Source organism: Sorangium sp. So ce1153, from assembly GCF_051521595.1.
GTDB lineage: Bacteria > Myxococcota_A > Polyangia > Polyangiales > Polyangiaceae > Sorangium.
In genome coordinates this window covers 14,597,890-14,620,131 of record NZ_CP150361.1, presented here as the reverse complement: position 1 = coordinate 14,620,131, position 22,242 = coordinate 14,597,890, and the positions used below count along the sequence as shown (strand labels likewise).

Here is a 22,242-nt window from a genome sequence, read left to right as displayed (position 1 = left end):
GCAACCGCCTCTCACGCGCGCTCGAAGCGGCGGCCTCACGGCCTCACAGCCCGCCGCTCCAGGTACACGTCTGGAACTCTTCTCGCGCGGTGGTGATGGCCTGCCGGCACACGTGCGCCAGCGATTGCTTCTTGAAGGCGCTGTCGGCCATATCCTTCCACGCGAGCCGCTGGCGGCGGATGCCAGCCTTCTGCTGATTGAACTGGTGAGACGGCAACGTCGCCTGCATGCACAGCTCGAACTGATCGAGGTAGCTGTCGCACTCCGAGACGCCGGTGCTGCCATCGTTGGATGTCAGCCGATTCGACGCTCCGCCGACGCTCGGCGAGGCGCCGTCCTCGCACGCGAGGAGCAGCAAGCAGATCGCGCCCAGCCAGGAGGCGTTGCGCAGGGGCGAGCTCGAGAGCCAGCCAGAGCCCACGATCCTGGGCCGATCCTGCGATTGAACGCACGTCACCACCGCACCCCGCCCCGGGGCGCGCCTGCCATGTCGCTGCATATTGAATCCTTCCCGAACGGCCCAGGTCATGGGCCAGTACCGAGAGTGAACAAAGCTCTAACGGACGCGAACCATGGGCTCGCGCACCGCACAACGCGGAAGTCTCAAGGCGAAGTTAACTACGCCCTGGAACGACAGTTACGCATGTAAGCATCGCGACAGGCGGTTCGTCCAGACCGCTTCGTGCGCAGAGCAAGCTTCGGGCGGTCACTTCACGATTCCGTCGCATTCACCGCGGGCAGAGCTGCCGATCGACGTGTCTGCTGGCAACACCCGGTGCCGCTCCCGACCGGAGTCCATCTGCGCTGGGGCGGGCGTTTGCTGGGGGCGGACGCCCACGCACGCGGGGCGTCCGGGTCGGCCGTTCGCCTCGGGAGGAGACGATGGCGCCGCGGGCGGCTTCCCGCCGGAGATTCTCGGCACGGGCCGGCGCCTCCGAGAGAGGAGGTGCCCGCCGGGGGGCTTGAGCAGGAAACGATCGTTGCGTAGGATGACCGCTGGACCAGGGCGCATCGCGGCCAGCCGGCGGTCACCTGCCTCCAGCGGGATGTCTCGCGATGAGGCGGGTGCCGAGCCCACGCTCCCGAGGGCTCGATCGTGCGCTTGTGGCCAGGAGTTTTGAACCGTGATGAAGGTTCTCCGGAGCAAGACGGCGTTGCAGGCGGGTGTTGCCCTCTCTCTGCTCCTCGCGGGCCGCGCCCAGGCAGCGCCTGAAGCCCCCGCGGCCACGGCGCAGGCGAGGGCCCAGCTCATCGGCCAGGCGAACACCGCGTTCAGGGAAGGGCGATACGCGGACTCGCGCGAGGCGTGGCTCGCGGTCTGGAAGCTCGATCGCTCCCAGGTGGCGGCGTGCAACATCGGGGCGCTCTCCCACCGCATGGGCGATCCGGTCATGGCCGTCCGCTGGCTGTCGCTCTGCAAGGAGATCATGCGCGCGCCGCGGACGCCTGACGAGCGCGCCCTCTACGCCTCGCGGCTCGCCGACCTGGCGAGCGCGCGCCAGCTCGTCGGCGAGCTCCGTGTCGTCGCCCCGGCGGGCGCCTCGCTCACGATCGACGGCGACCCGGCCGAGGTCGCGGCGGGGGGCGCCGTCCCCGTCCTGCCCGGCCGGCACCTCGTCCGCGCGGAGCTCGGCGGCGCCGCCGGGGAGGTCGAGGTCGACGTGCCGCGAGGCGAGACGCGGGAAGCGAGGCTCAAGCTGCGCGAGCCAGAGCCGGAGCCGAAGGCGCCGGCGCACGCGCGGTCCGGGAGCGCGCGCGTCCCGCGCCGGGAGCCGCCCGCGCCGCCGGCATCGCGGCTCGTCGTCCTCGCGGGCGGGATCGGGGCCGGGGTGTTCGTGGCGGCCGGCGCCGGCCTCTTCGCCTGGGGGGAAGTGGAGCTGAATGCCGGGATCAGGGCTGCGGAGAACGCGGGCCCGAACCGCTGCTATCTCCCCTCACCCGCCTGCGACAGGGCGCACGCGCACTGGGACACGATGGAGACCGCGCGCGCGTTCGGCGCGGCGAGCCTCATCCTCGGCGGCGTCGTGGCGGCCGGTACCCTCGGGTATGCCCTCTGGCCTCGGCAGAGAGCGGAGCTCGTGGTCTCCGCCGGCGCAGTCGCGGTGAGGGGCGTCTGGTGAGCGCGGAGGTCACCCGGCCCACGCGACGCGCTCGCGGCTGCTGATGGAAACCTGCGCGATGACCTCGGAGGTCACCCGGCCCACGCGACGCGCTCGCGGCTGCTGATGGAAACCTGCGCGATGGCCTCGGAGGTGACGATCGTTCCTGGTAGGATCCGATGGTGACGGCGCCCGGCGCCCCGGCGGACAGAGCCGCGGGGTGGTCGCGCTGCAGCCCTCGTGCCGGAGGACTGGACCGTGGATCGATCTGTCAAGCGTTACATCTTCACCTCTTTCTTTCTCCTGGGCTCTCTCCTCATCGTGGGTTTTCTTGCGTGTGGTGAGCAGCCGTATACCAACGGGGAGTGTGCATCACCGATCGATTGCTGGTCGAATGTCCAGACCATTCCCGGCACGACGTGCGCCGGGAACGCCTGCGTGTGCATCGACCCGGCGGAGCGCATCTGTTGCAAGCGGGGGTCGACGGATCCGGCGTGTTTGCGGGAGTGTCTCCCTTGCGACGAGTGCGCCGCGGGCACGCCGGGATGCGAGCCGGAGTGCGCGAGCGACGCCGACTGCCCTGGCCCGCCGAGCCCGCGGTGCGGGACGGGGCGGTGCGTGGATGGGCTCTGCGAGGTGGAGATCCACGAGGACAGGATCGACTCCCAGGTCAGGGGCGACTGCATGCAGCTCAAGTGTACGGCCAGGGGCGAGCTCATCGTTCAGGAGGAGCAGGAAGACACCTACGATGACGGGAACCTGTGCACCACAGATCGCTGTGACCATGCGAGGCCGTATGTCAGGCTGATCCACGACGAACCGTGTTCGGGCCCTGGCATCGATCTCGGCGTGTGCGCCCACGGGCTGTGCGTCGAGTGTCTCGACACAGACCCGATGCTGGCTTGCCCCAGCGGGCTGGCGTGCGACGGCACGCGCTGCGTCCCTGCCCACTGCGTCGACAACCGGCAGGATGCGGGCCTCGGCGAGACGGACCTCGACTGCGGCGGCCCGTGCCGGCCGTGCGCCACGGGTCTGCACTGCGACATGGGCTCGGACTGCCAGGACAGGGTGTGTACTGGCGGCGTCTGCGCATCCCCCACCTGCGCCGATGGCATGAAGAACGGGGACGAGACCGGCGTGGACTGCGGTGAGGACGGTTGCCCGCGCTGTCCGGTCGGCGAGGGCTGCGCGAAGCCGGCCGACTGCGCGAGCGGCGTCTGCTGGGCGGGTCTCTGCCAGGCGCCGACGTGCACGGACGGCGTGGAGAACGGGGACGAGGGCGGGATCGACTGCGGAGGCGAGGGCTGCGAGCTTCCGTGCCGGGAGTGACCCGGCGCTTCTTGGCGTCGCGCGTCGCCCTGGCGCCGTTACCCCATAGCTGCCCCGATCGGTGAGGCCAGCGGCGATACCGTCCCGTTGTCACGACGGGGCATGCGATGGGCAGGCGTTCGCGGCGAGGTGCGGCGGCTCTCTCTGGTCGAGGCGACGGGAATCGAACCCGATGTTGAATCCGCGGGCCGCTTGCGTGGGAGATACGGCAGCCGCCGCCTCGGGCGCGTCGGAACGCTGTCAGCGGCCATCTGCGACTTGACCTACACCTGCGACACAGTGGAGGCGGGCGGCGCCGGTGCTGGATACCCGACAGAATCCGTAGGGGCGGGAGATTACCTCAGAGGTGGCGACGAAGGCGGAGGCGAAGAAGTGGGCAGCGACTCGTTGGAGCTGATGGCAGGATGCGTCCCGGTCACCAGGTGCAGCGAATACTTCGAAGCTTGTCAGGCCAAAGGGCGGCCTTGCACGCGCATAACGACAAGTGGCTACACGTTCTGCCGCGACTGCCTTGACTACTGCCTTCGTAACGAACCATATGAATCCAGTGAGTGCTATCGCTGTGGATATCGCTAGTGCGACACATATAGTGTTCGAGCCTCGCGTGGCGGACCGCATTGCGTCGCTAGGCGCCACAAACGCGGCCGTCGACTCCGACTGCCTTCTTGTCGGGCCGTCCCGCATGGGCACGTCAGATCATGTTCTTGCGCGTCAGGCATGGTGGGACTCTTTCGTCGACCCCATCAGCGCTGATAACAAGATAGGCCTCATGGTCGTCGTGTGGGTTTCGTCCACGAATCTGCGCGAGCGCGTGGGTCTCTGGAGAGTCTGCGGTAGACTGCACGAGTGTGGTATCCCGCGTAAGGACATCGTTGTCGTCGAGCTGGACCCGCCGTTCCGCGGGCTGGATGCGCGAGAATCTGCCGTGCCGACGTGGTGCTCCGCGTCCAAGATGGATACACTCCCGGCGCGGCTCAGTGGAGCGCGCCCCTGGCCGCGCGAACGCTACCGGCGTGCCGTCCGCCTCTGGAGCCAGTACACCGCAGCGGACCCGAGGCGGCTCGCGCAGAGTTGCGCACGTGGTGTCGAAGGGTTTCCAGAGCTCGCTCCCTTGTGGTCACTCCTCTCTTCCTTTTTTCCAAGAAGGACTGCGGACGGAGCCCTGCGTCTCAGCCGATTCGACGAGCTGCTCATGACCATCCTGTCGGAAAATTGGCAGACTCCTCTCGCGGTGGTCAGCCGCGACATGCGATCCGGAATGGATTTATGGCGGATGCTCTCCTGCACAGGCGACCTGTTCCTCCCACGCCGGCTGGAACACTGGGCAGACCACAGTTTGGGCGCATTCGTGGAGCGCGCACCCGGTCCAAAGCCGCCGGATGCTGGCTACCCCATGCTCTCGGAGGTCTATCGCCTCACCGAACGCGGGATGCGGCTCCGAGACAAGGGACTCGATCAGCTCACGGATGCCCCAAGCCTGCCCATCGCCGGGACCGAGGCGTACTCGGCGTCAGTCCCCTGGGTGCTGCTCGAAGATGGACGGCTCGCTCGGCTGTAACGGCGGGCCGCCGGCAGGAGCCAGCCTGCGATGCTAGTCGGTGATACCGCCCCGGGAGGGATGCATGACGCGCCCGTCATCAGATGCGTGGTCCTCTCCGACGAGGCAGCCAGGAGAATTGTTTGAAAGGCCATAGTTATAAATTCAGGCAGTGCTATCAGTGCGGGTTCTATTGAACATGTCAAATATTGTTGACATTGGCGGAGCTACACATGTCGCTTTCGATGGGCTGACCACGGAGCAGCTGTTGCAGATTGGTGCGACCAATGTTGTACGCGCGTCCGATCGCCTTATCATCGGCCCGAGTCGTCGGGATGCCCCAGAGCATGTCCGGACACGCCGTGCATGGTGGAATTCGGCTGAAGAATGGGACAAGGTTTATTCGTCGGATGTCCACTGGGAATCCCCCATCGTCTTGTGGGTATCGGCGAGTCTTCACGAACGGGTGAACCTCTGGAGGACTTGTAGCTGGCTGCGCCAGGTTGGGTTCTCACATAAAGACATATTTGTTCTAGATTTTGAACCAGTTCCACCATCGAGAGCAGCGAGCCGTGAGGTGCTGACTCGTCCGTTTACCTGTTCCGAGTCAGTGTCCCATCATCCGGACGAGGTTCTCCTCGCACGCATCGACAGAGCGTGCCCCTGGCCGCGCGAGCGGTACGATCGCGCCGTTAGCCTCTGGGACAGCTACGTTGATGAGAACCCGTTGCCGTTCGTTGAGAGCTGCGTCCGCGGCGTTGAAGGATTTCTAGGACACCGATCACGTTGAAACCCGGAGAATTTTCACAGGGAGGCGGGGAGGCGGGGAGGGAGAAAAAAAGTGAAGTTCTTTCTCCTGCCGTCTCTCGCTCCCCGCCTCCCCGCCTCCCTGTGAAATTCCTGCTTTTTCTCGTGGTTTCAACTCGTTTGTCGCTCTAGAGCTTGCCCCTTTGTGGGCGCTTCTCTCTTGCTTCTTCCCGAGAGAGACCGCGGAGGGATCCCTGCGCCTCAGCCGATTCGACGAGCTCGTTTTTGCCCTCCTCTCGACGGAGTGGAAAACCCCGTTAGCCTTGCTCGCCCACGAATCGGAAACGCAAATGAACCTGTGGCATCTCCTTTCCTGCACCGGTGATATGTTCCTACCACGCCGGCTGGAGCACTGGGCAGGGCACGAGTCGAGCGCCGCTATGGAGCGTGCGCCTGGACCAAAGCCGCCTAACGCTGGCTACCTGATGCTCTCGGAGGTGTATCGCCTCACCGAACGTGGCATGCGGCTCCGAGACGAGGGGCTCGATCAGCTCACGGACGCGCCAAGCCTACCGATCGCCGGGACCGAGGCGTACGGGCCTTCAGCCCCCTGGGTGCTGCGCGAAGATGGCCGGCTCGCTCGGCTCTAAGGGCCGCCGTCGGCAGGTGCGAGGGGCTGAGGTAGGAACGAGACTGCGGTACTACCGCGCCGGGAGCAGCGCCGTGCACTCCCTGCGGGGTGCTCTGGTTTCAGATCGGCGCGCCGTCGTCGTCGAGCGGGTCGTCCTCCGCTGGCGGCGTACCGCCGTTTGCGCCGCCGCCGGTGGCACCACCTCTCGGCGCGCCGGTGATCCCGGCGCTCGGCGCGCCGGTGGTCCCGCCGCTCGGCGCGCCGGTGGCCTTCTTCCTGGAGCTCCGGCTGAAGAGCCGCCGGGTCGCGATCGGCACGAGTCGGGGGATGGTCGGATCCTGCTCGTTGGCGCGCTCGAACACCCGCACGATCTGCTCGAGCAGGATCAGGTTGATGCCGTCGGCCCGGTCGAGGTCGCCGCTCGTGACCTTCTGGCCCGCGGGGCGCGCGGCCGCGGTCTTCGCCGCCTGGGTGAGCTCCCTGGCGGTCTCCTCGAGGCGCTCGACGTAATCGTATCCGTGCTGCGACCCCCATCCTGTCTCCGAGCCTCTGGGTTGCGTAGAAACGCGCGCTGGAGGTGTCGATGGACGAGAGCACACGGATCTGGCGCGACCGCGTGGCGCGCTGGCACAAGAGCGGGCGCTCCGCCCGCGTGTTCGCGGAGCAGGAGGGGGTCAACGCCGGCACGCTGTACTCGTGGAGCCGCCGGCTGGGCATGAAGCGGAGCGAGTACCGGCAGCGCTCGGAGAAGGCGACGCTGCCGACGTTGCTCCCCGTGGTGGTCGCCCCGGCAGGAGCTACGGCGTCCTCGTTGGGCGCGACGCTGGAGATCGTCTTCCCGGACGGCGCAGTCGTGCGCGTCCCGCCGACGTTTGACGAGGACACGCTGGCACGCGTTGTTCGTGCGCTCGGAGGCACGCGATGATCCCCGGCCGCGTCGCGATCTATGTAGCCACCGAGCCGCTCGATCTGCGCCGGTCATTCGACGGCCTCGCCGCCGTTGTACGCGAGGTACTGCGGCAGGACCCGCTCTCCGGGGCGCTGTTCCTCTTCTTTAACCGGGCAGCCGACCGCGTGAAGGCCCTGTGGTGGGACCGCAGCGGCTACTGCCTTCTGTACAAGAGGCTCGAGCGCGGGACGTTTCGAGCACCGCGCGCGGTCACGCCGGGAGCCACGAGCGTGGTCATCGACGCCGCCGAGCTCGCGAAGATCCTTGAAGGTATCGCCCTTCCACCTTCGAAGATGCGGCGAGAGATTCGCCTCGCCGAGGCTGCACCGCCTCCGGCGCCCTGATCTGACCTGACGGCGTCGCGCTCTCACGGGCAGCGCGCAGCGCTGCATTCCGTTCAAAGCCCATCATTTTCCTACGACAACCCTCTTCAAAATACGGAGATTCATAAGTAATTACCGCGTCGTGGGCACGTCGGTCGAAGAGCAGATCTGCGAGCTGAAGGACAAGCTTGCGCGCGCCGCCCACGAGCGGGACGAGTACCGTAAGCTCTACGAGCTCGCCAGCATCGAGCTGGAGCGGCTTCGCCGCCACATCTACGGTCAGAAGGCCGAGCACGTCGACCCCGCGCAGACGCAGCTCGCCTTCGATGCGATCGTGCAGCTACTCGCGGGCGCAGGTGCGCAGCCGGATGCGGGCGCGACCAGGCCGCCGGAGGCCAGCGACGGCGCAGCGCCGGATGGCACATCCGGCGCCCCCGGAGGCGAGGACAAGGGGCGCCAAGTCCGCCCGCACGGACGGCAGAAGCTGCCCGAGCACCTGCCTGTCGAGCGGATCGAGCTGCTGCCGCCAGAGGCGCGCGATGAGCGCGCGACCGCGCTGGTCCGCATCGGCGAGGAGGTGTCGGAGACGCTGGAGTGGCGGCCCGCAAGCTTCGTGCGCCTGCAGATCGTCAGGCCGAAGTTCGCGGTCAAAGGTGAGCCCGAGCAAGGCGTTACGATCGCCGACATGCCCGACAGTCCTATCCCGCGCTGCCTTGCCGGCCCGGGCTTGCTCGCACACGTGCTGGTGAGCAAGTACGCAGACCACTTGCCGCTTCACCGGCAGGAGAAGATGTTCGAGCGATGGGGTCTTCACCTGTCGCGCTCGACGCTGTGTGGCTGGGTCGCCGCGTGCGCCGACAAGCTCGCGCCCCTCGTGGGGGCGATGGCCAACGACGCTCTGAGCGCGCACTGCATCGCCATCGATGCCACCGGCGTGCTCGTGCAAGCGAAGGACAAGTGCCGGCGGGGCCACTTCTGGGTCCTGGTGGCCGACCGCGATCACGTCCTGTTCCGATTCACGCCTCATCACAACCAGGATGGCCCCAAAGCGTTCCTGCGCGGATACAAAGGCTATGTCCAGGCCGACGCATCGAATGTCTACGAGAAGCTCTTCCGCACCGAGCAGGTGACCGAGGTTGGTTGCTGGGCCCATGGCCGGCGGAAGTTCTTCGAGGCGATGACCTCTGACCCGCAGCGCGCGACGGCGGCGATTGGGTTCATTCAAAAGCTCTACGCGATCGACAAGGCGACCAGGGAGCTGCCCCCGAGCCGCCGAACCGAGCAGCGCCGGACGGCTGCCGAGCCCGTGCTCGCTGCGTTCCGCGTCTGGCTTGAGACAGAGGACCTGCTCGTCCTGCCGAGGAGTCCCATCGCTGCTGCCATCGGCTACGCGCTCAACCAATGGACCGCGCTCACCCGCTTCCTCGAGGATGGCCGGCTCCGCCTGGACAACAACCGGAGCGAACTCGAGCTCCGCCGTGAAGCCGTGGGCAGGAAAAACTGGCTCTTCGTGGGCAGCAAGGACGGCGCCGAGTGGAACGCCACCATCGTGTCGCTCATCGCCTCCTGTGCCCTGCACGGCATCGAGCCCTGGGCTTACCTGCGCGATGTGCTCATCCTGCTGCGCACTTGGCCGCCCGAGCGTGTCATCGAGCTCGCTCCCAAGTCCTGGAAGCAGACCCTCGAGAACACCGACGCTCGGCAGCGGCTCGCGGCCACCCCGTGGCCCCGCGCGCCGGCTGCGGCGCCCAGCTGAGCGCTGGTCAGCCTCGCTGGCCACCGCTGCGGGCGCGGACGCCCCTGTGCCGGCCGCCGGGGGCGAGGCTCGCCGGCTTCGGCGTGTTGGCGCGGCCTGTTCTACGCTCGCGGTGTCGGCGTGTGGCGCCCGGCGCCCTCTCGGTGCCTCCGGCTGCGCAGGAGCATCGGCCGCCCTCGGCGTCGTGGCGCGCCTGCGGACGACCACGCTGGTCGCGGCGCCGGTGCCCACCGCGGCTTGCCCTGCGCTCTGCCGCTCCCCGCCACCCTTCGCCGTAGGTTGCTCTCGCATCGCGCCGCGAATCTATGGCGACGGCGCGCACCACGCGAGGATGGGCTCTACAGAACGCATACACGTAATCCTGGTCGAGGCGCATCAGCCTGGCGCGCACGGCGAGAGGGCCCTTCTTCTGCGCGAGGTAGCGCTTGCCCAGGGCGGCGAGCTGGGTGAGCCCGCGCGCGAGCGCGGCCGGGTCTTCCGCCGTGCCGTACGCCTGCGCGAGCTCTTCGCGCGGCTCCTTCCCCGAGCCGCCGACGCCGCGCAGGACCTCGTAGGCCTGGTCGCGCAGGAGGAGGGCGCGCGAGAGCGCGTCGCGCAGGGCCGCGTCCTTCGTGGCGCGCGTGGCGTCCTTCTTCTGACCGGCGCTCTCGTGGGCTTCGAGCATGCGCTCCAGCGCCAGCGCCTGCTCCACGGCGAGCGCGAGCAGCTCCGGCGAGAAGCCGCGCAGCTTCTCCCGCTTGTCCTTCGACGCGCTCGACCAGCACGCGTGCGCCGTCGCGTAGAGGCGGCGCATGTCGGTCAGGACGCGCGAGGAGGCGATCTGCCGCCCGCGCTCGACGAGCTGGGTTCCGGTCGTGCCGTCGAGCAGGGCCTCGAGGAGGCCCGGCTCGGGCGTGCCGAGCCGGTCGGCGAGGGATTCGAGCGTCGGGTGGTTGTCGTCGGTCTCTTCGGGAGGAGAGGTAGGTTTGGCCATCCGCGCAGGCTAGGCGCGTGACGCGGTAGGTCGAGGGGTTGGCAAGTTTTGGCCATGGCGCCGGCGAGCGGGGCGGGCGCCTGCCGGTGGAGCACGACGGCGCGGCGGCCGACACGCGCCGTGCGCGGTGCGCGGGCCCGTCGGCGCCACGGCGGAGGGCGTCGTCCTTGCGGGAGGGAGCCGTCGTCATCCGAGGTGGCGTCTGTCGTCATCCTGCCCGGAGCCACCGTCATCCGGCAGGGACGCGTCGGCACCCGGGCTGGCCCCTGTCGTCACCTGGCCGGAGGACGTCGTCATCCGGCCGGGGCACGTCGGCATCGAGCGCGGAGCCGTCGTCATCCGGCCTGGAGCGATCGTCATCGGGGCTGAGACCTGTCGTCATCCAGCGGGGAGCTCGTCGTCAGGTAGTGGTCGCGTTTGACGCCTCAGCCTGATTGAGGTGGTCGCAGTTGGATTCCGGACCGTAGGCTCCGGCCGAAGTAGTGCTGCCCGCGGGTGCTGGTAACACCCCGGGCAGCGTGGCCGAACCCCGAATCCCCGGAGTCCGACATGCTGACCGTAGTCCGTTCGCCTTCGGGCGAGCAAGAAGGCGAAGGTGCGCCCGCGCGCCGCCGACGCCTCTGCGTCACCCGTTCCCTCTCCGACGTGGAGCGCATGCGGCTCCGCGCCGCACTGCGCAACCTGCGTGCGCTGTACGGCACCTGGGCCTGCTTGGCCGAGGTGATGGGCATGCCGACCCGTTCGATCCGCGCGATCGCGTCGGGCAAGTACGCCGGGTCGCCCGGCACCGCCATGCGCGCCGCGCGTGCGGCTGGAACCACGATCGAGCGTCTCCTAGGCCGGCCGGTCGCTGCTGACCGCTGCCCGACGTGCGGCCGAGGAGCCCCATGAGCGCGTGGGGCCATCAAGCCGGCCCCGCGCGCGTCCTGAACATCGCCGAGATCGTCGCGCAGGAGCCGTTCATCCGCAGCGCCCTGCGCGGTCTCGGCGTGCCCGTCGTCGATCTCAGCGACGTGGTTCAGGACGTCGTGCTCGGGGCCTGGATGAGCTCCCAGACCGGGCGCTACAGACCCGACCCTGCGCGCGAACCTCTGGACGCGCTGAAGCGCTGGCTGTTCGGCGTGTGCAGGTTCCACTGCACGCACTACCACGAGCGCGCCTTCCGTCGCCGAGAGGTGTCGGTCGAAGACCCGTGGGCGACCTCGGGCGAGGAACGCGTCGACCCTGGACACGTCGGCGAGCGCATCGACGCCGCCAAGGCGCTCATGGCGATCGCCGGGATGCCGCTCTGGGCTCGCGAGGTGCTGGTGCTCGCCGCGCTCGGCCACGGCGGCACCGAGATCGCCAGCATCCTCCGCATCCCGCTCGGCACGGCGGGCAGTCGCCTGCGGCTCGCGCGGGCCCGCCTCGCGCGGAAGCTGAGGCGACGCCGGTAGCTCGTCTCTCCCCGCGATCATTCCACGATCCTCTGCCGCATCCCGCCACAGTCACGCCATCAACGCCTGGCGCTGCGCACACGCGCCGCGAAGCGCCTCCCTGCTGCCTGATCCCTGGGTCCCTCGCTGAGTGGCCGAAGCGCATTCATCTTCAGGACGTCGGAACGCTGCGGCTTCGCCGTCTGCCGCCGCGAGGCGGTACGTACATTCGCCCCGAGCCGTGGCACCGCTTCCTGTGCGGCCCATGAACGGGGAAGGTCCTGTTTTCGCGTAGGATGAACCACCGCTCGCACACCGGGCACTCTACTCGGGCTCGTTCGTCGCCCCTCATGCTGCGATCGTATCTGATCGTCGACATGATCGGCGAGGTCGAGGGCCGCGCCCCGTCCGATGTCCTCGCTGACATCGCAGCCCGCAAGGGTCCGGGGCGCCGGCGCCGCTCGCGGATGATCTGGCGCACCTGGGGGTAGCCAGGGCGCGATCCCAGGACGCACACCGAATACGAAGCCGTCGCCGAGGCGCACGGCGCGCGATCGGCACCATCCAGGCGCTTGGCGCCGTCGACCAGGTCTTCGTCTAGAAGCTCCACCCCTCTGCCCTGATCAGCCCAAGAACATTGGTACAGTGTATCTTCAGCGCGAAGCACACTTCTGGGATTTTCGGGTTCTTGAGACTGCCAGCCTCTTCCGTGACGACGACGGTCCCAGTCAGGCCGGCTAGCGCAATAACAAACGGATCGGCCTTCCCGCGTCCCTTTACGGTGTCGGTGAGCCTAGGGAACTCGCGCAGGACACGCTTGGCCTCAAGCTGCACAACAGTACTAAGCGGCCTGAAGACGTGATTGCGCTCCTTGCACCACCCCTTCAGCCCGTCGTCTATCTTTGCGATTTCCTCGCGAACTTCATCTATCGCGAGCATCCTCTCTTCTTCGATCAGTAGATCAAGCTTCTGCCAGAATGTGGGGAAGCTCCCGATCGGGTACCGATGGTTCCATGGCTCCATCAAGGAGCTAGTATCGAAACAGTACCTCGGTCGAGGAACGCCCATTGCTACGCCCGCTTCTGCAAAAGCTCGATATCTATGTCGTCTATGTATTTGGGCTTAAGCCCAAGGTGGCTGTAGACATCATGGGATGTTATGCGTCCCTGTCGAAGCGCCGAGATAATCATTCGAGAGAAGCACAGCCCATTTCGCTTAAGGACGAGCACATGCTGCGGGATGGGGCCTCCGCTGCGCCGCTCGTGATCGATGCTGGCGTATTGCGCTTCAAACTCGGCGCGCTTCTCCTTGTAATACTCGCGGGACGCGTGTCCTAGATCAACGAGGCGCCGGAGCATCGCCTCTTTACTTACAGAATACTTTCTGGCGATTCGAGCCAGATCGGTATCTCTCCATCGAGCGTTCGACGAGCATTGTGCTACCGCCGGATCTCGTTCAATGGACGCCGTAGGGATTAGCGCCGCTGCTGCGACCTTGTTGCAGAAAATTTCGACTTCGTTTACGTCCGCGCGCTTGTTTGCGTCTTCGCTTAGATCACATATGACGCTGTCCCTAAGCAGGATATGCGCCAGCTCATGAAACATGGTGAAGATCCGACCGAGCGGCGTGTCCTTGCCGTTGACAACAACCACTGGGAGTACGTCGGCCCCGATGGAGAAGCCCCTGACTTCGGCAGAAGAGACTTTTGCGGTCTGAAACAGTAGGATGCCGCGACGCTCGAAAGCCATCTCCCACGCAGAGAATGCGGCATGATCGTTAGGCCACGAGAATTGTTCATCGATAGACACGCCAAGCCACGATCTTATGTGTGCGCCGACTACCTCCGGACTGTCGGTCAAGTCGGCCTTAATGTCAATCGGCGGCGCGGCGCTATCGTCTTCGTTTAGCTCTAACGCAAACTCCCTTCGTTCCCATGCAAGTCTCATGTTGTACGCCAACGCCGGAGACGGTTCAGGCTGGCGGATCGGAGTGATGCGCCTAAAGTCGCGCATCGCTGAGAAGTCCTTCGGCGGAGAAGGCAAAAAGAACACTGCCAAAGGGCGCTTGTATATCTCCGCCAACCTGCGAAGTTGAGCTATCGTTGGCCTTTCGTGCCCAGCTTCCCATTTGGCAAGGCGATCAGGCGGGAGGCCCATCCGCTTGGCTGCCACATCAATGGTGTAGTGGATGGACGTGCGTGCCCAGATTAGCAACTCGGGATCAACGAGGGCGTCGGGGCTCTGCACGGCGTCGGCACCTGGTGCCAATGATGCCTCGCTCGTTGTGTGCCGCGCAACTTCTTTGAGCTTAGCCCTGGGCGCACGAACGCGTCGCGGACGTCTACGCATGCCGCCCCCGCGCCGCGCACGTAGCAAACTCGGCGGATACACAGAGGTTCGCCGGCGCTGCATTGGCCCTCGGCGCAGCGCAGCGCGAGCACCACGGGCGCGTTGTAAATATCTGTAACATCCAGCGGCTCGCCACTGCGTAGCTCCGTTCGCAGGCGTAAGTGCCTACGCGTACGGAGGCAGGAAGCGGACCGCGTCTCAGTCCTCAAACAAGCTCAGCTGCACCATGCGCTTCGGCTCCGGCGTGGGCGGCGGTCGCTCTGACGGCGGCGGTTCCGGTTCCGTCGGATCCGACGGAACCGGAACGGCCCCCAAGGGCCGCGGCTGCGGGGCGGACGGAGCCGACGGCGAGGACCCGCCCGAGACGAGCCTGAGCCACCCCTTGCCCCCGGGCAGCTGCCGGACCGGCCCGGTCTGCGCCGGCAGGGTGAGCGCCTGCGGGACGGGTAGCGCGGCGGCAGGCTCCGCCAGAGCGGCCCGCACCAGATCCTCGACGGACCAGAGCTCCTGGACGATCCCCGCTGCCATCGCGGGTGACACGCGCAGCGAGGCGTGGACGCGCGTTAGGTTGTAGGTGCAGACCGAGAGCGAGACGGCGGCGCGATGGCTCCGCTGCGTCTTGCTGAACGAGAGCGAGAGCCGGCGCTTGCGTCCGTTGATGTGCCGCGCCGTGAGGTGGTACCGCTCGACGCCCGACGTACTCATCCGCTTCGGATCGGGTGCACCGAACACGGCCGTCTTGCGGATGAAGCTGGCATCGCGCGCGGGCTCGTACTTGTGGTCGGGGCTCTTGCTGTAGCCGTACTGCTTGATGACCATGGCGTAGTCCGCACAGCCGCGGAACGACGCGTCCACGGCCGGCACGTACACGGAGAGGCCGTCGCTGGTGATCTGCGGGACGACCAGCACGCGGGCGCGTAGGTCGGCCAGGAACGCGTTGGTCGTCGCCTGGTCGCGCTTCCCCACGGCGTAGGAGATCACCAGCTTCGACCGCCTCGCGAACGCGGTGAAGGTGAAGACGTCGCCGTACTCGGCCGGGTCCTCGGCCGTCACGCGCTTGTCCTTCTTCGCGATGAAGGACCACTGCTCATCGAGCTCGATGTCGGGCTCGCACAGCCCCTGCACGAGCCGGTTGTGCAGGCGCGCACAGCCCTCGCCGAGCTCCACGGCGAAGCGCAGGATGGTGCTCTTCGCGACGCCGGTCTGGCGCTCGACAGCACGCACGCTCGTCCCCTCGACCAGCGCGGACGCGATGCGCACGCGGGTCTCCATCGGAAGCACGTTCGGCACGGGCCCCTTGCCTCTCCCCGAACGGGGGCCCATGATGCGCGTGCGACGTGCGCAGGGCGGCCCTACCGCTCGGCGTTCCGCAGCCTCCTTCCGGGTACCAGCCAGAGGGAGGCGCCTTGCTTAGGACCTAAATTAGCATCGCAAGCCTATGTTTTCCGGCTTTTCTTGGGGGCTAGGACATCGCATGTCACAGCGCGACGCGCTCGATTACAGCGGTTTTGAAGGGTCTTTCGCGCCGTCCCGCATGAGCGCTGTCGGAGCGCGCCGGGCCCATGGTAGGGTCGCCGTATGCGCGTGCGGCTCATCCTAGAGAACGGCGGCCACGCCCTGTCGAAGGTCGTGGAGCTCCCCGAAGCGCCCGGCGGGAAGCGGCCATCGCAGCAGCTGCGCCGCCTGGAGCGGATCATGGACCACGAGCACTGGACGAGGTCGCGCACCGCGAGCCAATCGCAAAAGGGGTGGGGCATCACACGATGAAGCGAAGCGAGAAGAAGCGACGGGCGCGAGCGCTACCGGCGGCAGAGCTGAGGCTCCCGAAGGCTCTCTATACGACTGGCTGGAGCGAAATCGTCCAGTATTGGCACAAGGACACGGCGCAGAGGCCACCTGGTGCGCTCAGGGCCGTCCGCATCGCGATGGCATTGGAGGGATTGCGTACAGCGGAGGCGCTCATGGTCTCTCCGGCTGTCTGCAACCACGTCTGGGGCGAAAACGTCGTTCTTTGCAGGCTCATCGACGGGTTTGGGATCGCGGGAGTCGAACAGCTCCTCGAAGAGGGTGCGCTCCAATTCATTTTGTGGAGACCGGCGCTCAATTATGCGCTCAAGGCTCCACTAAAAGGAGCCCAGATCGACCCGCTGACGCCAGGCAACCACGACAGCCCGGCGCACTCCGATCCGCAAGCATCCGTCGAGATGGGGCTCAAGGGTGGCTGGCTCGAACAGCCGTGGCCGAAGGTCGAGCGACTAGCGAAACTCGCGATCGAGCGCACCCATCTGCCAGCGCAGAACGTTCCCCACGATGCCACCGATGCAGTGCGCGCGGCCTATGACAGCGGAGCGCTGCGTCGGTACGGCTTCGACCCAAGTCGCCCGCGCTGGGAGCTCGACGACGGACACCGCGCGAGGCTAGCTAGTATCGCAGAGGACATCGCGAAGGGCGTCGTGCTCTATGACTGCGAGTTCGACTTTCACGAGAGTGGCACGAGCTGGGAGCAGCTCCTGCGCTTTGGTGACATCGTTCGGGCACCGAACGCGGCGACTGGGGTAGAATATGGCCTGACGCTAGAGGGCGTGCCGAGCATTCCGTCGCTCATCAGAAACGGCGTGATCGAGATGACCGACATCGCGACGCTCCGCAGCCACCCCGCGACGCAGGAACTCCGAAAATGGCTCTGGTCCCAGCCTGACCCGCGCAATTCGGAGGCGGTCGCACGCGCATGGCTGTCACAGATGACGACGACACCGCTCAAGGACCGCAGCTGGTTCAAGGCGGTGCGGCTGACGTCGTTCAGCCTCCTTGGCGGCGTTCTCGGCGCCGTTGCCGGCGGGCCACCTGGTCTCGTCGGAGGGACGCTGGTTGGCACCGGACTGAACCAGGCGCTAGGTATGCTCGACAGCTATGGTCTCGACAAGCTGCTGACGCGTCCTGGGCCTCGACGGTTCGCAGAGCTCGTGCGCGCGAAGGCCGCGCAGCATGCCCACGGCAAGCACACCGGCACTCGGAAAGCGCGTCGGGCCGCCGCGACAAGGGTCCGCCGTCCATAGCTGCCGGGGAAAGAAAGTTCCGGCGTTCCTGAATGACCAGCGGCTCGCGGACCGGGTGGACGCGGCAGGCGGTGCTCCGCCAGGTGGTCGCAGCTGGAAAGGGGTGGTCGCGTTTCAGGCAAACGCGACCACTACCCGTCGTCATCCGGCGAGGTACCCGTCGTCATCCGGCCGGCATTCGTCGTCATCCGGCCGGCATCCGTCGTCGCGCGACATCGGGACGTCATCATCCAGAGCCGACGTGGCGGTGGTGGCCGGATTTGAACATGAAGGCGGGAAGGCGGGAAGAAAAGATCAAAAATCTTCCTGCCTTCCCGCCTTCATGTGAATCACTCCGAGGCAAATTGGGCCACCACCGACGTGGCCGGGGTCGATGTCCCTTGCGGGCGATGCGCTCGGGGGCCGCCCGCAACAGGTCGCCTTCAGCGATACGAGGGAGAGGGCGTGTATCCGATGAGCTCGTGCTCGAGCTTGACCATCTTGTTGTACAGGCCGATCACGAGCAGGGATGGCACCCACTGGCCGACGAAGTTCGCGATCTGCTTCTTGCCGGCCAGCATGAAGCCGGCCGAGAGCACCATGGAGCCGATCGCCAGCCCGAGGTAGGCGCCCGACGGGACCTTGCCGGTCCTCTCCTCGATCTTCGTCGTGACCCTGCCCTCTTCCTTCTGCATCATGGGTTCGGTCGTCGTCATCGCGGATCTCCTTCGGCGGCGCCTGGCCGGCGCTGCGCTTGCCATCGCGAGCCGAGAGCCGGTGCGACGACCGGGCCAAGACAGTAGGCGTCCGGACGAGAACAATCCGCGCACCGACAGCCGGGCGCTCAGATCCGCGCCGTCACCGCCCGCAGGAGCTGCCGCTGCGCCGCCGCGAACACGGCGAGCACCGGCAGGCTCAGGATGACGTTGCCGGCCATCACCAGGTGCCAGCGCACCCCGGTCCCCTGCTCCCGCAGGAGGGCGATCGCGAGCGGCAGCGTGCGCACCTCGTCGTCGGTGGTCATGACCAGCGGCCAGAAATAATCGTTGTAGTGAAAGACGAAGCTGAACAGGAACAGCGCCGAGAGCGTCGGCCGCAGCATCGGGCCGAGGATCAGATAGACAATCCTGAGCTCGCTCGCCCCATCCATCCTCGCCGCCTCGATGATCTCGTCAGGGACCGAGAGCAGCGCCTGGCGCACAAGGAACGTCCCGAGCGCGCTGACCCCGAAGGGCAGGATGAGCGCCGCGAACGTGTTCACGAGGCCGACCGAGCCGAGCATCGTGAAGACAGGGACGAACGTCACCTGCGCCGGGATGAGCAGGCACGAGAGCACCAGGACGAACGCCGCGCTCCGCCCCACGAACCTGAGCTTCGCGAGGGCATAGCCGGCCGGGAGCGCCAGCGCGATCTGCAGGAGCGCGATGGCGGTCGCCATGAACAGGGTGTTGGCGAAATACCGCATCACCGGCACCGCCTGCAGCACCTCGCGGTAGGCGCCGAGCTGGATCGCCTGCGGCAGCGGGTAGGCCGGAGCGCGGGTGATCTCGGGCAGCGTCTTCAGCGACGTGATCGTCATCCACAGGTACGGCCCGAGCCACACGACCGCCACCAGGACGAGCACGGCGTCCGAGACGAGCCGCACCGCGCCGGCGCGCCCCGCGCCGCGCGGCCTCGTCTCGCGACCCCGCGCGGTCATGAAGGCCGCCTCCCCTCGCGCGGCGCGCCCGCCCGCAGCGCCCAGAGCTGCAGGACGGTCAAGAGGAGCAAAAAAACGAAGAAGATCACGATCATGGCGCTCGCCCGGCCCACCCGCAGGTTCACGAAGACGTGCTCGTAGATGGCGTAGACGAAGAGGGTCGTCGCCTTGACAGGCCCCCCCTGCGTCATGACGCGGACCACGTCGAACGCCTGGAAGGACAGGATGAGGCTCGTCGTCGCCACGAAGGCGGCGCTCGGGCGGAGCAGCGGCCAGGTCACGTGGCGGAACCGCCGCCACGGGCCGGCCCCGTCGAGCGCCGCCGCCTCGTGCAGCGCGCGCGGGATGTCCTGCAGGCCGGCCAGGAAGATCACCATCGCATACCCCGTGATCTTCCAGACGCTCACCGCGGCCAGCGCGAGCAGCGCCGAGCGCGGATCGCCGAGCCAGCTCATCGCCGGCAGGCCGAGGCCGCGGAGCGCCGCCGAGAGGACGCCGTCCGCGTCGAGGATCCACATCCAGAGCAGCGCCACCGCGACCCACGACACGACGTAGGCGCTGAACACGGCGCCCCGCACGAAGGCGTAGACGGGGCCCGGCCGATCGAGCGCCACCGCCAGCGCGAGCCCCAGCGAGCCGGAGAGCGTCACCACGACGGCGCTGTAGCCGAGCGTGCGGAGGAGCGTCCCGGCGAGCTCGCCGCTGCCGGCGAGGACCTCGTAGTTCCGCAGGCCGACGTAGCGCGGCGGCGTGAGCATGTCCCACGCGTAGAAGCTGTTCTTGGCCGCGATCAGGAGCGGGACCAGGAAGAACACGGCGAGGAAGGCCGCGGTCGGCAGGAGGAGCAGGTAAGGCGAGAGGGGGTGCTTCGGCTTCATTGCTCTCGCACCGCGCGGACGGCCTCGGAGAGGGTCTCGGCGGCGTCGCGCGGGGCGAGCACCGCCTCCTCGAGCCGGGGCTGCACCGCCTCGCGCTGGACGCGGAACAGGTCCGGAGACCAGGGCCAGGGCGCGGCGTGCGCGAGCTGGTCGACGGCGACGCGGTCGTTCGGGTGCGCGGCGTAGTAGCCGCCCTGCGTGAGCGCCTCGAGGCCGCGCCGCGAGACGGGCATGTAGCCCGTGCGCGTCGCCCACGCGTTCGCCTGCTCCGGCTGCATCATCCACCGCAGGAACGCGAACGCCGCCTCCTGGGCCGCCGGCGCCGCGCCCCGCGGCATCACGAACATCGTCCCGCCCGTGGGCACCGACGCCCGCACGTCGCGCGGCAGCGGCGCCGCGCCGACGTCGAACCTCCCCGCGCCCGCCTGGCTCGCGTTGTCCTCCAGGTACCGGAGGAACGCCGTCGAGGTCCAGATCATCGCCACCCGGCCCGCGAGGAAGTCGGCGTTCGTCACCTGCCACGCGTTGTAGTCGCGCCCCGGCGGCGGCTTCATCGTGCGGTCCTCGTGCACGAGCGCCTGCCAGAACCGGAGCGCGCGCACGCCCGCCTCGCCGCCGAACGCCGGCGCGCCGTCCGGGCCGAGGAGGTCGCCGCCCGCCTGCCCCACGAGCGCGGCCCAGAACCACCAGTCGATCGGGCACTCGAACCCCCACCGCCGCGTGCCGCCCCCGTCGCGCACGACCAGCCGCGCCGCCGTGGCGCGGAGCTCGTCCCAGGTCGACGGCGGCGACAGGCCGAGCTCGCGGAACACGCCGCGGTTGTAATAGGCGATCGGCGTCGACCGGTTGAACGGCAGGCACACGAGCGGGCGCTCGCCGCCGCCCACGAACGTCCCCGACTGCCCGAGCGCCTCGACGACGTCGATGTCGCCGCCGGGGGCGGCGGCGATGAACCGATCGAGCGGCTCGAGCGCGCCCGCCTCGGCGAGGTACGGCACCACCTCGCCGACGACGTGCGTCAGCGCGGGCGCCGCGCGCGCCGCGAGCGCGGTGCGCAGCTTGGCGAGCGCCTCGAAGTAGTCGCCCTGGTACACCGCGGCGATGCGGTAGCGCCCCTGCTCGCGGTGGAACTGGTCGACGAGCGACAGCAGCACCTCGCGGTTCTTGCCGCCGTAGGCGAACCACAGCGAGGCCTCGACCCGCCCGTCCGGCGACCGCCGCGCGCAGCCGGTCGCGCCGGCCGCGCCCGCGGCCGCGGCGATCGACGCGGCGAGCGCGCGCAGCGCGTCGCGCCGCGAGCAGGAGGCGCGCCGCGCCGCGCCGCCCCCGCCGCCCCCGCCGCCGCTCATGGCGCGGCCTGCGGGGCGATCCGCGCGCCGGAGCCCTCGTCGAACCAGAGCACGGCGCGCGGGTCGAGCCGCGCGCGCACCGCTTCCCCCGGCGCGGGCGTCGCGAAGCCCTGCGCCCGCGCCCGCAGCCGGGTCCCGCCAGCGTCGAGGTACAGGAACGTCTCGGCCCCGAGCGGCTCGGCGACGACGACGCGCGCCTCGACCTCGACCTCCCCCGCCTCGCCCCGCGCGCCCGCCTCGCCCCGCGCGCCCGCCTCGCCCCGCGCGCCCGCCTCGCCCTGCGCGCCCGCCTCGCCCTGCGCGCCCGCCGCCCCGAGCGCGACGCGCAGGTGCTCGGGCCGCACGCCCGCGACGGCCCGGTCGGGGAGCGCCACCCCCGGCGGGGCGGGCAGCGAGAGCGCCGCGCCCTCGTACCGCGCGCCGGAGCGCTCGAGCGCGATGAGGTTGATCGCCGGCGTGCCCAGGAAGCCGGCGACGAAGAGGTTCGCCGGCGCCTCGTAGATGGCGCGCGGCGGGCCGACCTGCTGGAGCTCGCCGGCGCGGAGCACCGCGATGCGGTCGCCCATCGTCATCGCCTCGACCTGGTCGTGGGTCACGTAGACCGACGTCGTGCCGAGGCGGCGCACGAGCGCCGCGAGCTCGACCCGGAGCTCGGCGCGCAGCGCGGCGTCGAGGTTCGAGAGCGGCTCGTCGAAGAGGAACGCCGCCGGGGCGCGCACGATCGCGCGGCCCATGGCGACGCGCTGGCGCTCGCCGCCCGACAGCTCGCCCGGGCGCCGGTCGAGCAGGTGGCCGATGCTGAGCAGCCCCGCCGCCTCCTCGACGCGGCGCGCCCGCTCCGCCCTGGCGACCCCGCGCATCCTCAGCGGGAAGCCCATGATGTCGCGCGCGGTCATGTGCGGGTAGAGCGCGTAGCCCTGGAAGACCATGGCCACGTCGCGGTCCTCTGGCGCGACGCGGCTCACGTCGCGCCCGCCGATCGAGACCGTGCCGCCGTCGGGGCTGTCGAGGCCCGCGATCAGCCGGAGCGCCGTCGACTTGCCGCAGCCGGAGGGGCCGACGAGGACGAGCAGCTCGCCGTCCTCCACGTCGAGGGTAAGGCCGGCGAGCGCGGGGCGCTCGGCGTTCGCGAAGCGTCGGGTCAGGCCGCGGAGCGAGAGGGTGGCCATGGCGG

At 68.5% G+C, this 22,242-nt stretch carries 22 protein-coding genes; 11 read left to right on the top strand and 11 right to left on the bottom strand.

Going from position 1 to position 22,242, the window contains the following annotated elements:
- Positions 1-43: 43 nt before the first annotated feature.
- Positions 44-499, bottom strand: coding sequence for a hypothetical protein (locus WME85_RS53330; RefSeq protein ID WP_437833675.1), 456 nt, complete (start codon positions 497-499; stop codon positions 44-46).
- Between the two features lie 625 nt (positions 500-1,124).
- On the opposite strand from WME85_RS53330, the gene WME85_RS53325 reads away from it, so the two are divergent.
- From WME85_RS53325 to WME85_RS53310, 4 genes are all read left to right on the top strand, one after another.
- Positions 1,125-2,120 (top strand): hypothetical protein, encoded by a 996-nt coding sequence (locus WME85_RS53325; RefSeq protein ID WP_437833672.1) that lies wholly within the window; start codon positions 1,125-1,127, stop codon positions 2,118-2,120.
- A 237-nt stretch (positions 2,121-2,357) separates the two neighbouring features.
- Positions 2,358-3,428 (top strand): hypothetical protein, encoded by a 1,071-nt coding sequence (locus tag WME85_RS53320; RefSeq protein ID WP_437833670.1) that lies wholly within the window; start codon positions 2,358-2,360, stop codon positions 3,426-3,428.
- A 1,192-nt stretch (positions 3,429-4,620) separates the two neighbouring features.
- Complete coding sequence (locus WME85_RS53315) at positions 4,621-4,986, top strand: hypothetical protein (RefSeq protein WP_437833668.1); 366 nt, start codon at positions 4,621-4,623, stop codon at positions 4,984-4,986.
- Between the two features lie 178 nt (positions 4,987-5,164).
- Positions 5,165-5,755, top strand: a complete 591-nt coding sequence (locus WME85_RS53310) for a DUF1835 domain-containing protein (protein ID WP_437833666.1) — start codon at positions 5,165-5,167, stop codon at positions 5,753-5,755.
- Between the two features lie 707 nt (positions 5,756-6,462).
- Here the strand turns inward: WME85_RS53310 and WME85_RS53305 are convergent.
- Entirely contained in the window at positions 6,463-6,942 is a 480-nt protein-coding gene (locus tag WME85_RS53305; RefSeq protein ID WP_437833664.1) for a hypothetical protein, read from the bottom strand.
- On the opposite strand from WME85_RS53305, the gene tnpA reads away from it, so the two are divergent.
- The 3 genes from tnpA to tnpC all read left to right on the top strand — a co-directional run bounded on the left by tnpA (position 6,927) and on the right by tnpC (position 9,371).
- A complete protein-coding gene (gene tnpA / locus WME85_RS53300; RefSeq protein ID WP_437830011.1) occupies positions 6,927-7,268 on the top strand; it encodes an IS66 family insertion sequence element accessory protein TnpA in 342 nt (113 codons plus the stop codon). The genes WME85_RS53305 and tnpA overlap by 16 nt on opposite strands.
- Complete coding sequence (gene tnpB, locus WME85_RS53295) at positions 7,265-7,636, top strand: IS66 family insertion sequence element accessory protein TnpB (RefSeq protein ID WP_437626068.1); 372 nt, start codon at positions 7,265-7,267, stop codon at positions 7,634-7,636. Before tnpA ends, tnpB begins: the two co-directional genes overlap by 4 nt.
- A 121-nt stretch (positions 7,637-7,757) precedes the next feature.
- Positions 7,758-9,371, top strand: a complete 1,614-nt coding sequence (tnpC, locus tag WME85_RS53290) for an IS66 family transposase (protein ID WP_437830012.1) — start codon at positions 7,758-7,760, stop codon at positions 9,369-9,371.
- 7 nt (positions 9,372-9,378) lie between these two features.
- Here tnpC and WME85_RS53285 read toward each other — a convergent pair whose 3' ends face one another.
- On the bottom strand, positions 9,379-10,344 hold the full coding sequence (locus WME85_RS53285; protein ID WP_437833661.1) for a hypothetical protein: 966 nt from the start codon (positions 10,342-10,344) through the stop codon (positions 9,379-9,381).
- 549 nt (positions 10,345-10,893) lie between these two features.
- Here WME85_RS53285 and WME85_RS53280 point away from each other — a divergent pair.
- Complete coding sequence (locus WME85_RS53280) at positions 10,894-11,235, top strand: transcriptional regulator (RefSeq protein ID WP_437833658.1); 342 nt, start codon at positions 10,894-10,896, stop codon at positions 11,233-11,235.
- Positions 11,232-11,780 carry an RNA polymerase sigma factor gene (locus WME85_RS53275; protein ID WP_437833655.1) on the top strand — a complete coding sequence of 183 codons (549 nt, stop codon included), beginning with the start codon at positions 11,232-11,234 and terminating at the stop codon, positions 11,778-11,780. The genes WME85_RS53280 and WME85_RS53275 overlap by 4 nt, the downstream gene beginning before the upstream one ends.
- Positions 11,781-12,356: 576 nt before the next feature.
- On the opposite strand, the gene WME85_RS53270 is transcribed toward WME85_RS53275, so the two are convergent.
- From WME85_RS53270 to WME85_RS53260, 3 genes are all read right to left on the bottom strand, one after another.
- Complete coding sequence (locus tag WME85_RS53270) at positions 12,357-12,827, bottom strand: DUF4411 family protein (RefSeq protein WP_437833652.1); 471 nt, start codon at positions 12,825-12,827, stop codon at positions 12,357-12,359.
- A 2-nt stretch (positions 12,828-12,829) separates the two neighbouring features.
- Entirely contained in the window at positions 12,830-14,005 is a 1,176-nt protein-coding gene (locus WME85_RS53265; RefSeq protein WP_437833650.1) for an ImmA/IrrE family metallo-endopeptidase, read from the bottom strand.
- Between the two features lie 300 nt (positions 14,006-14,305).
- Positions 14,306-15,430 carry an IS1 family transposase gene (locus WME85_RS53260; protein WP_437833648.1) on the bottom strand — a complete coding sequence of 375 codons (1,125 nt, stop codon included), beginning with the start codon at positions 15,428-15,430 and terminating at the stop codon, positions 14,306-14,308.
- Between the two features lie 255 nt (positions 15,431-15,685).
- Between WME85_RS53260 and WME85_RS53255 the strand changes: the two genes are divergently transcribed.
- Both WME85_RS53255 and WME85_RS53250 read left to right on the top strand, forming a co-directional pair.
- On the top strand, positions 15,686-15,874 hold the full coding sequence (locus tag WME85_RS53255) for a hypothetical protein (protein WP_437833645.1): 189 nt from the start codon (positions 15,686-15,688) through the stop codon (positions 15,872-15,874).
- Complete coding sequence (locus WME85_RS53250) at positions 15,871-17,163, top strand: hypothetical protein (RefSeq protein WP_437833642.1); 1,293 nt, start codon at positions 15,871-15,873, stop codon at positions 17,161-17,163. Before WME85_RS53255 ends, WME85_RS53250 begins: the two co-directional genes overlap by 4 nt.
- A gap of 422 nt (positions 17,164-17,585) precedes the next feature.
- Here WME85_RS53250 and WME85_RS53245 read toward each other — a convergent pair whose 3' ends face one another.
- The 5 genes from WME85_RS53245 to WME85_RS53225 all read right to left on the bottom strand — a co-directional run bounded on the left by WME85_RS53245 (position 17,586) and on the right by WME85_RS53225 (position 22,237).
- On the bottom strand, positions 17,586-17,858 hold the full coding sequence (locus WME85_RS53245) for a hypothetical protein (RefSeq protein ID WP_437833639.1): 273 nt from the start codon (positions 17,856-17,858) through the stop codon (positions 17,586-17,588).
- A 128-nt stretch (positions 17,859-17,986) separates the two neighbouring features.
- A complete protein-coding gene (locus WME85_RS53240) occupies positions 17,987-18,841 on the bottom strand; it encodes a carbohydrate ABC transporter permease (protein WP_437833636.1) in 855 nt (284 codons plus the stop codon).
- Positions 18,838-19,719, bottom strand: a complete 882-nt coding sequence (locus tag WME85_RS53235) for a carbohydrate ABC transporter permease (protein WP_437833633.1) — start codon at positions 19,717-19,719, stop codon at positions 18,838-18,840. The genes WME85_RS53240 and WME85_RS53235 overlap by 4 nt, the downstream gene beginning before the upstream one ends.
- Complete coding sequence (locus WME85_RS53230; RefSeq protein WP_437833630.1) at positions 19,716-21,068, bottom strand: ABC transporter substrate-binding protein; 1,353 nt, start codon at positions 21,066-21,068, stop codon at positions 19,716-19,718. The genes WME85_RS53235 and WME85_RS53230 overlap by 4 nt, the downstream gene beginning before the upstream one ends.
- The gene (locus WME85_RS53225; protein WP_437833627.1) at positions 21,065-22,237 is read right to left on the bottom strand and encodes an ABC transporter ATP-binding protein; all 1,173 of its coding nucleotides are present in this window, start codon (positions 22,235-22,237) and stop codon (positions 21,065-21,067) included. The genes WME85_RS53230 and WME85_RS53225 overlap by 4 nt, the downstream gene beginning before the upstream one ends.
- Positions 22,238-22,242: the final 5 nt, after the last annotated feature.

Excerpts from the sequence above, each read along its gene's own strand:
- WME85_RS53275 (WP_437833655.1), top strand. The coding sequence starts at position 11,232 with ATGAGCGCGTGGGGCCATCAAGCCGGCCCCGCGCGCGTCCTGAACATC.
- WME85_RS53240 (WP_437833636.1), bottom strand. The coding sequence starts at position 18,841 with ATGACCGCGCGGGGTCGCGAGACGAGGCCGCGCGGCGCGGGGCGCGCC.
- WME85_RS53330 (WP_437833675.1), bottom strand. The coding sequence starts at position 499 with ATGCAGCGACATGGCAGGCGCGCCCCGGGGCGGGGTGCGGTGGTGACG.
- WME85_RS53310 (WP_437833666.1), top strand. The coding sequence starts at position 5,165 with ATGTCAAATATTGTTGACATTGGCGGAGCTACACATGTCGCTTTCGAT.
- WME85_RS53225 (WP_437833627.1), bottom strand. The coding sequence starts at position 22,237 with ATGGCCACCCTCTCGCTCCGCGGCCTGACCCGACGCTTCGCGAACGCC.
- tnpB (WP_437626068.1), top strand. The coding sequence starts at position 7,265 with ATGATCCCCGGCCGCGTCGCGATCTATGTAGCCACCGAGCCGCTCGAT.
- WME85_RS53230 (WP_437833630.1), bottom strand. The coding sequence starts at position 21,068 with ATGAGCGGCGGCGGGGGCGGCGGGGGCGGCGCGGCGCGGCGCGCCTCC.
- WME85_RS53315 (WP_437833668.1), top strand. The coding sequence starts at position 4,621 with ATGACCATCCTGTCGGAAAATTGGCAGACTCCTCTCGCGGTGGTCAGC.
- tnpA (WP_437830011.1), top strand. The coding sequence starts at position 6,927 with ATGGACGAGAGCACACGGATCTGGCGCGACCGCGTGGCGCGCTGGCAC.
- WME85_RS53245 (WP_437833639.1), bottom strand. The coding sequence starts at position 17,858 with ATGACGACGACCGAACCCATGATGCAGAAGGAAGAGGGCAGGGTCACG.
- WME85_RS53270 (WP_437833652.1), bottom strand. The coding sequence starts at position 12,827 with ATGGGCGTTCCTCGACCGAGGTACTGTTTCGATACTAGCTCCTTGATG.
- WME85_RS53260 (WP_437833648.1), bottom strand. The coding sequence starts at position 15,430 with ATGGGCCCCCGTTCGGGGAGAGGCAAGGGGCCCGTGCCGAACGTGCTT.
- WME85_RS53235 (WP_437833633.1), bottom strand. The coding sequence starts at position 19,719 with ATGAAGCCGAAGCACCCCCTCTCGCCTTACCTGCTCCTCCTGCCGACC.
- WME85_RS53255 (WP_437833645.1), top strand. The coding sequence starts at position 15,686 with ATGCGCGTGCGGCTCATCCTAGAGAACGGCGGCCACGCCCTGTCGAAG.
- WME85_RS53285 (WP_437833661.1), bottom strand. The coding sequence starts at position 10,344 with ATGGCCAAACCTACCTCTCCTCCCGAAGAGACCGACGACAACCACCCG.
- WME85_RS53280 (WP_437833658.1), top strand. The coding sequence starts at position 10,894 with ATGCTGACCGTAGTCCGTTCGCCTTCGGGCGAGCAAGAAGGCGAAGGT.
- WME85_RS53250 (WP_437833642.1), top strand. The coding sequence starts at position 15,871 with ATGAAGCGAAGCGAGAAGAAGCGACGGGCGCGAGCGCTACCGGCGGCA.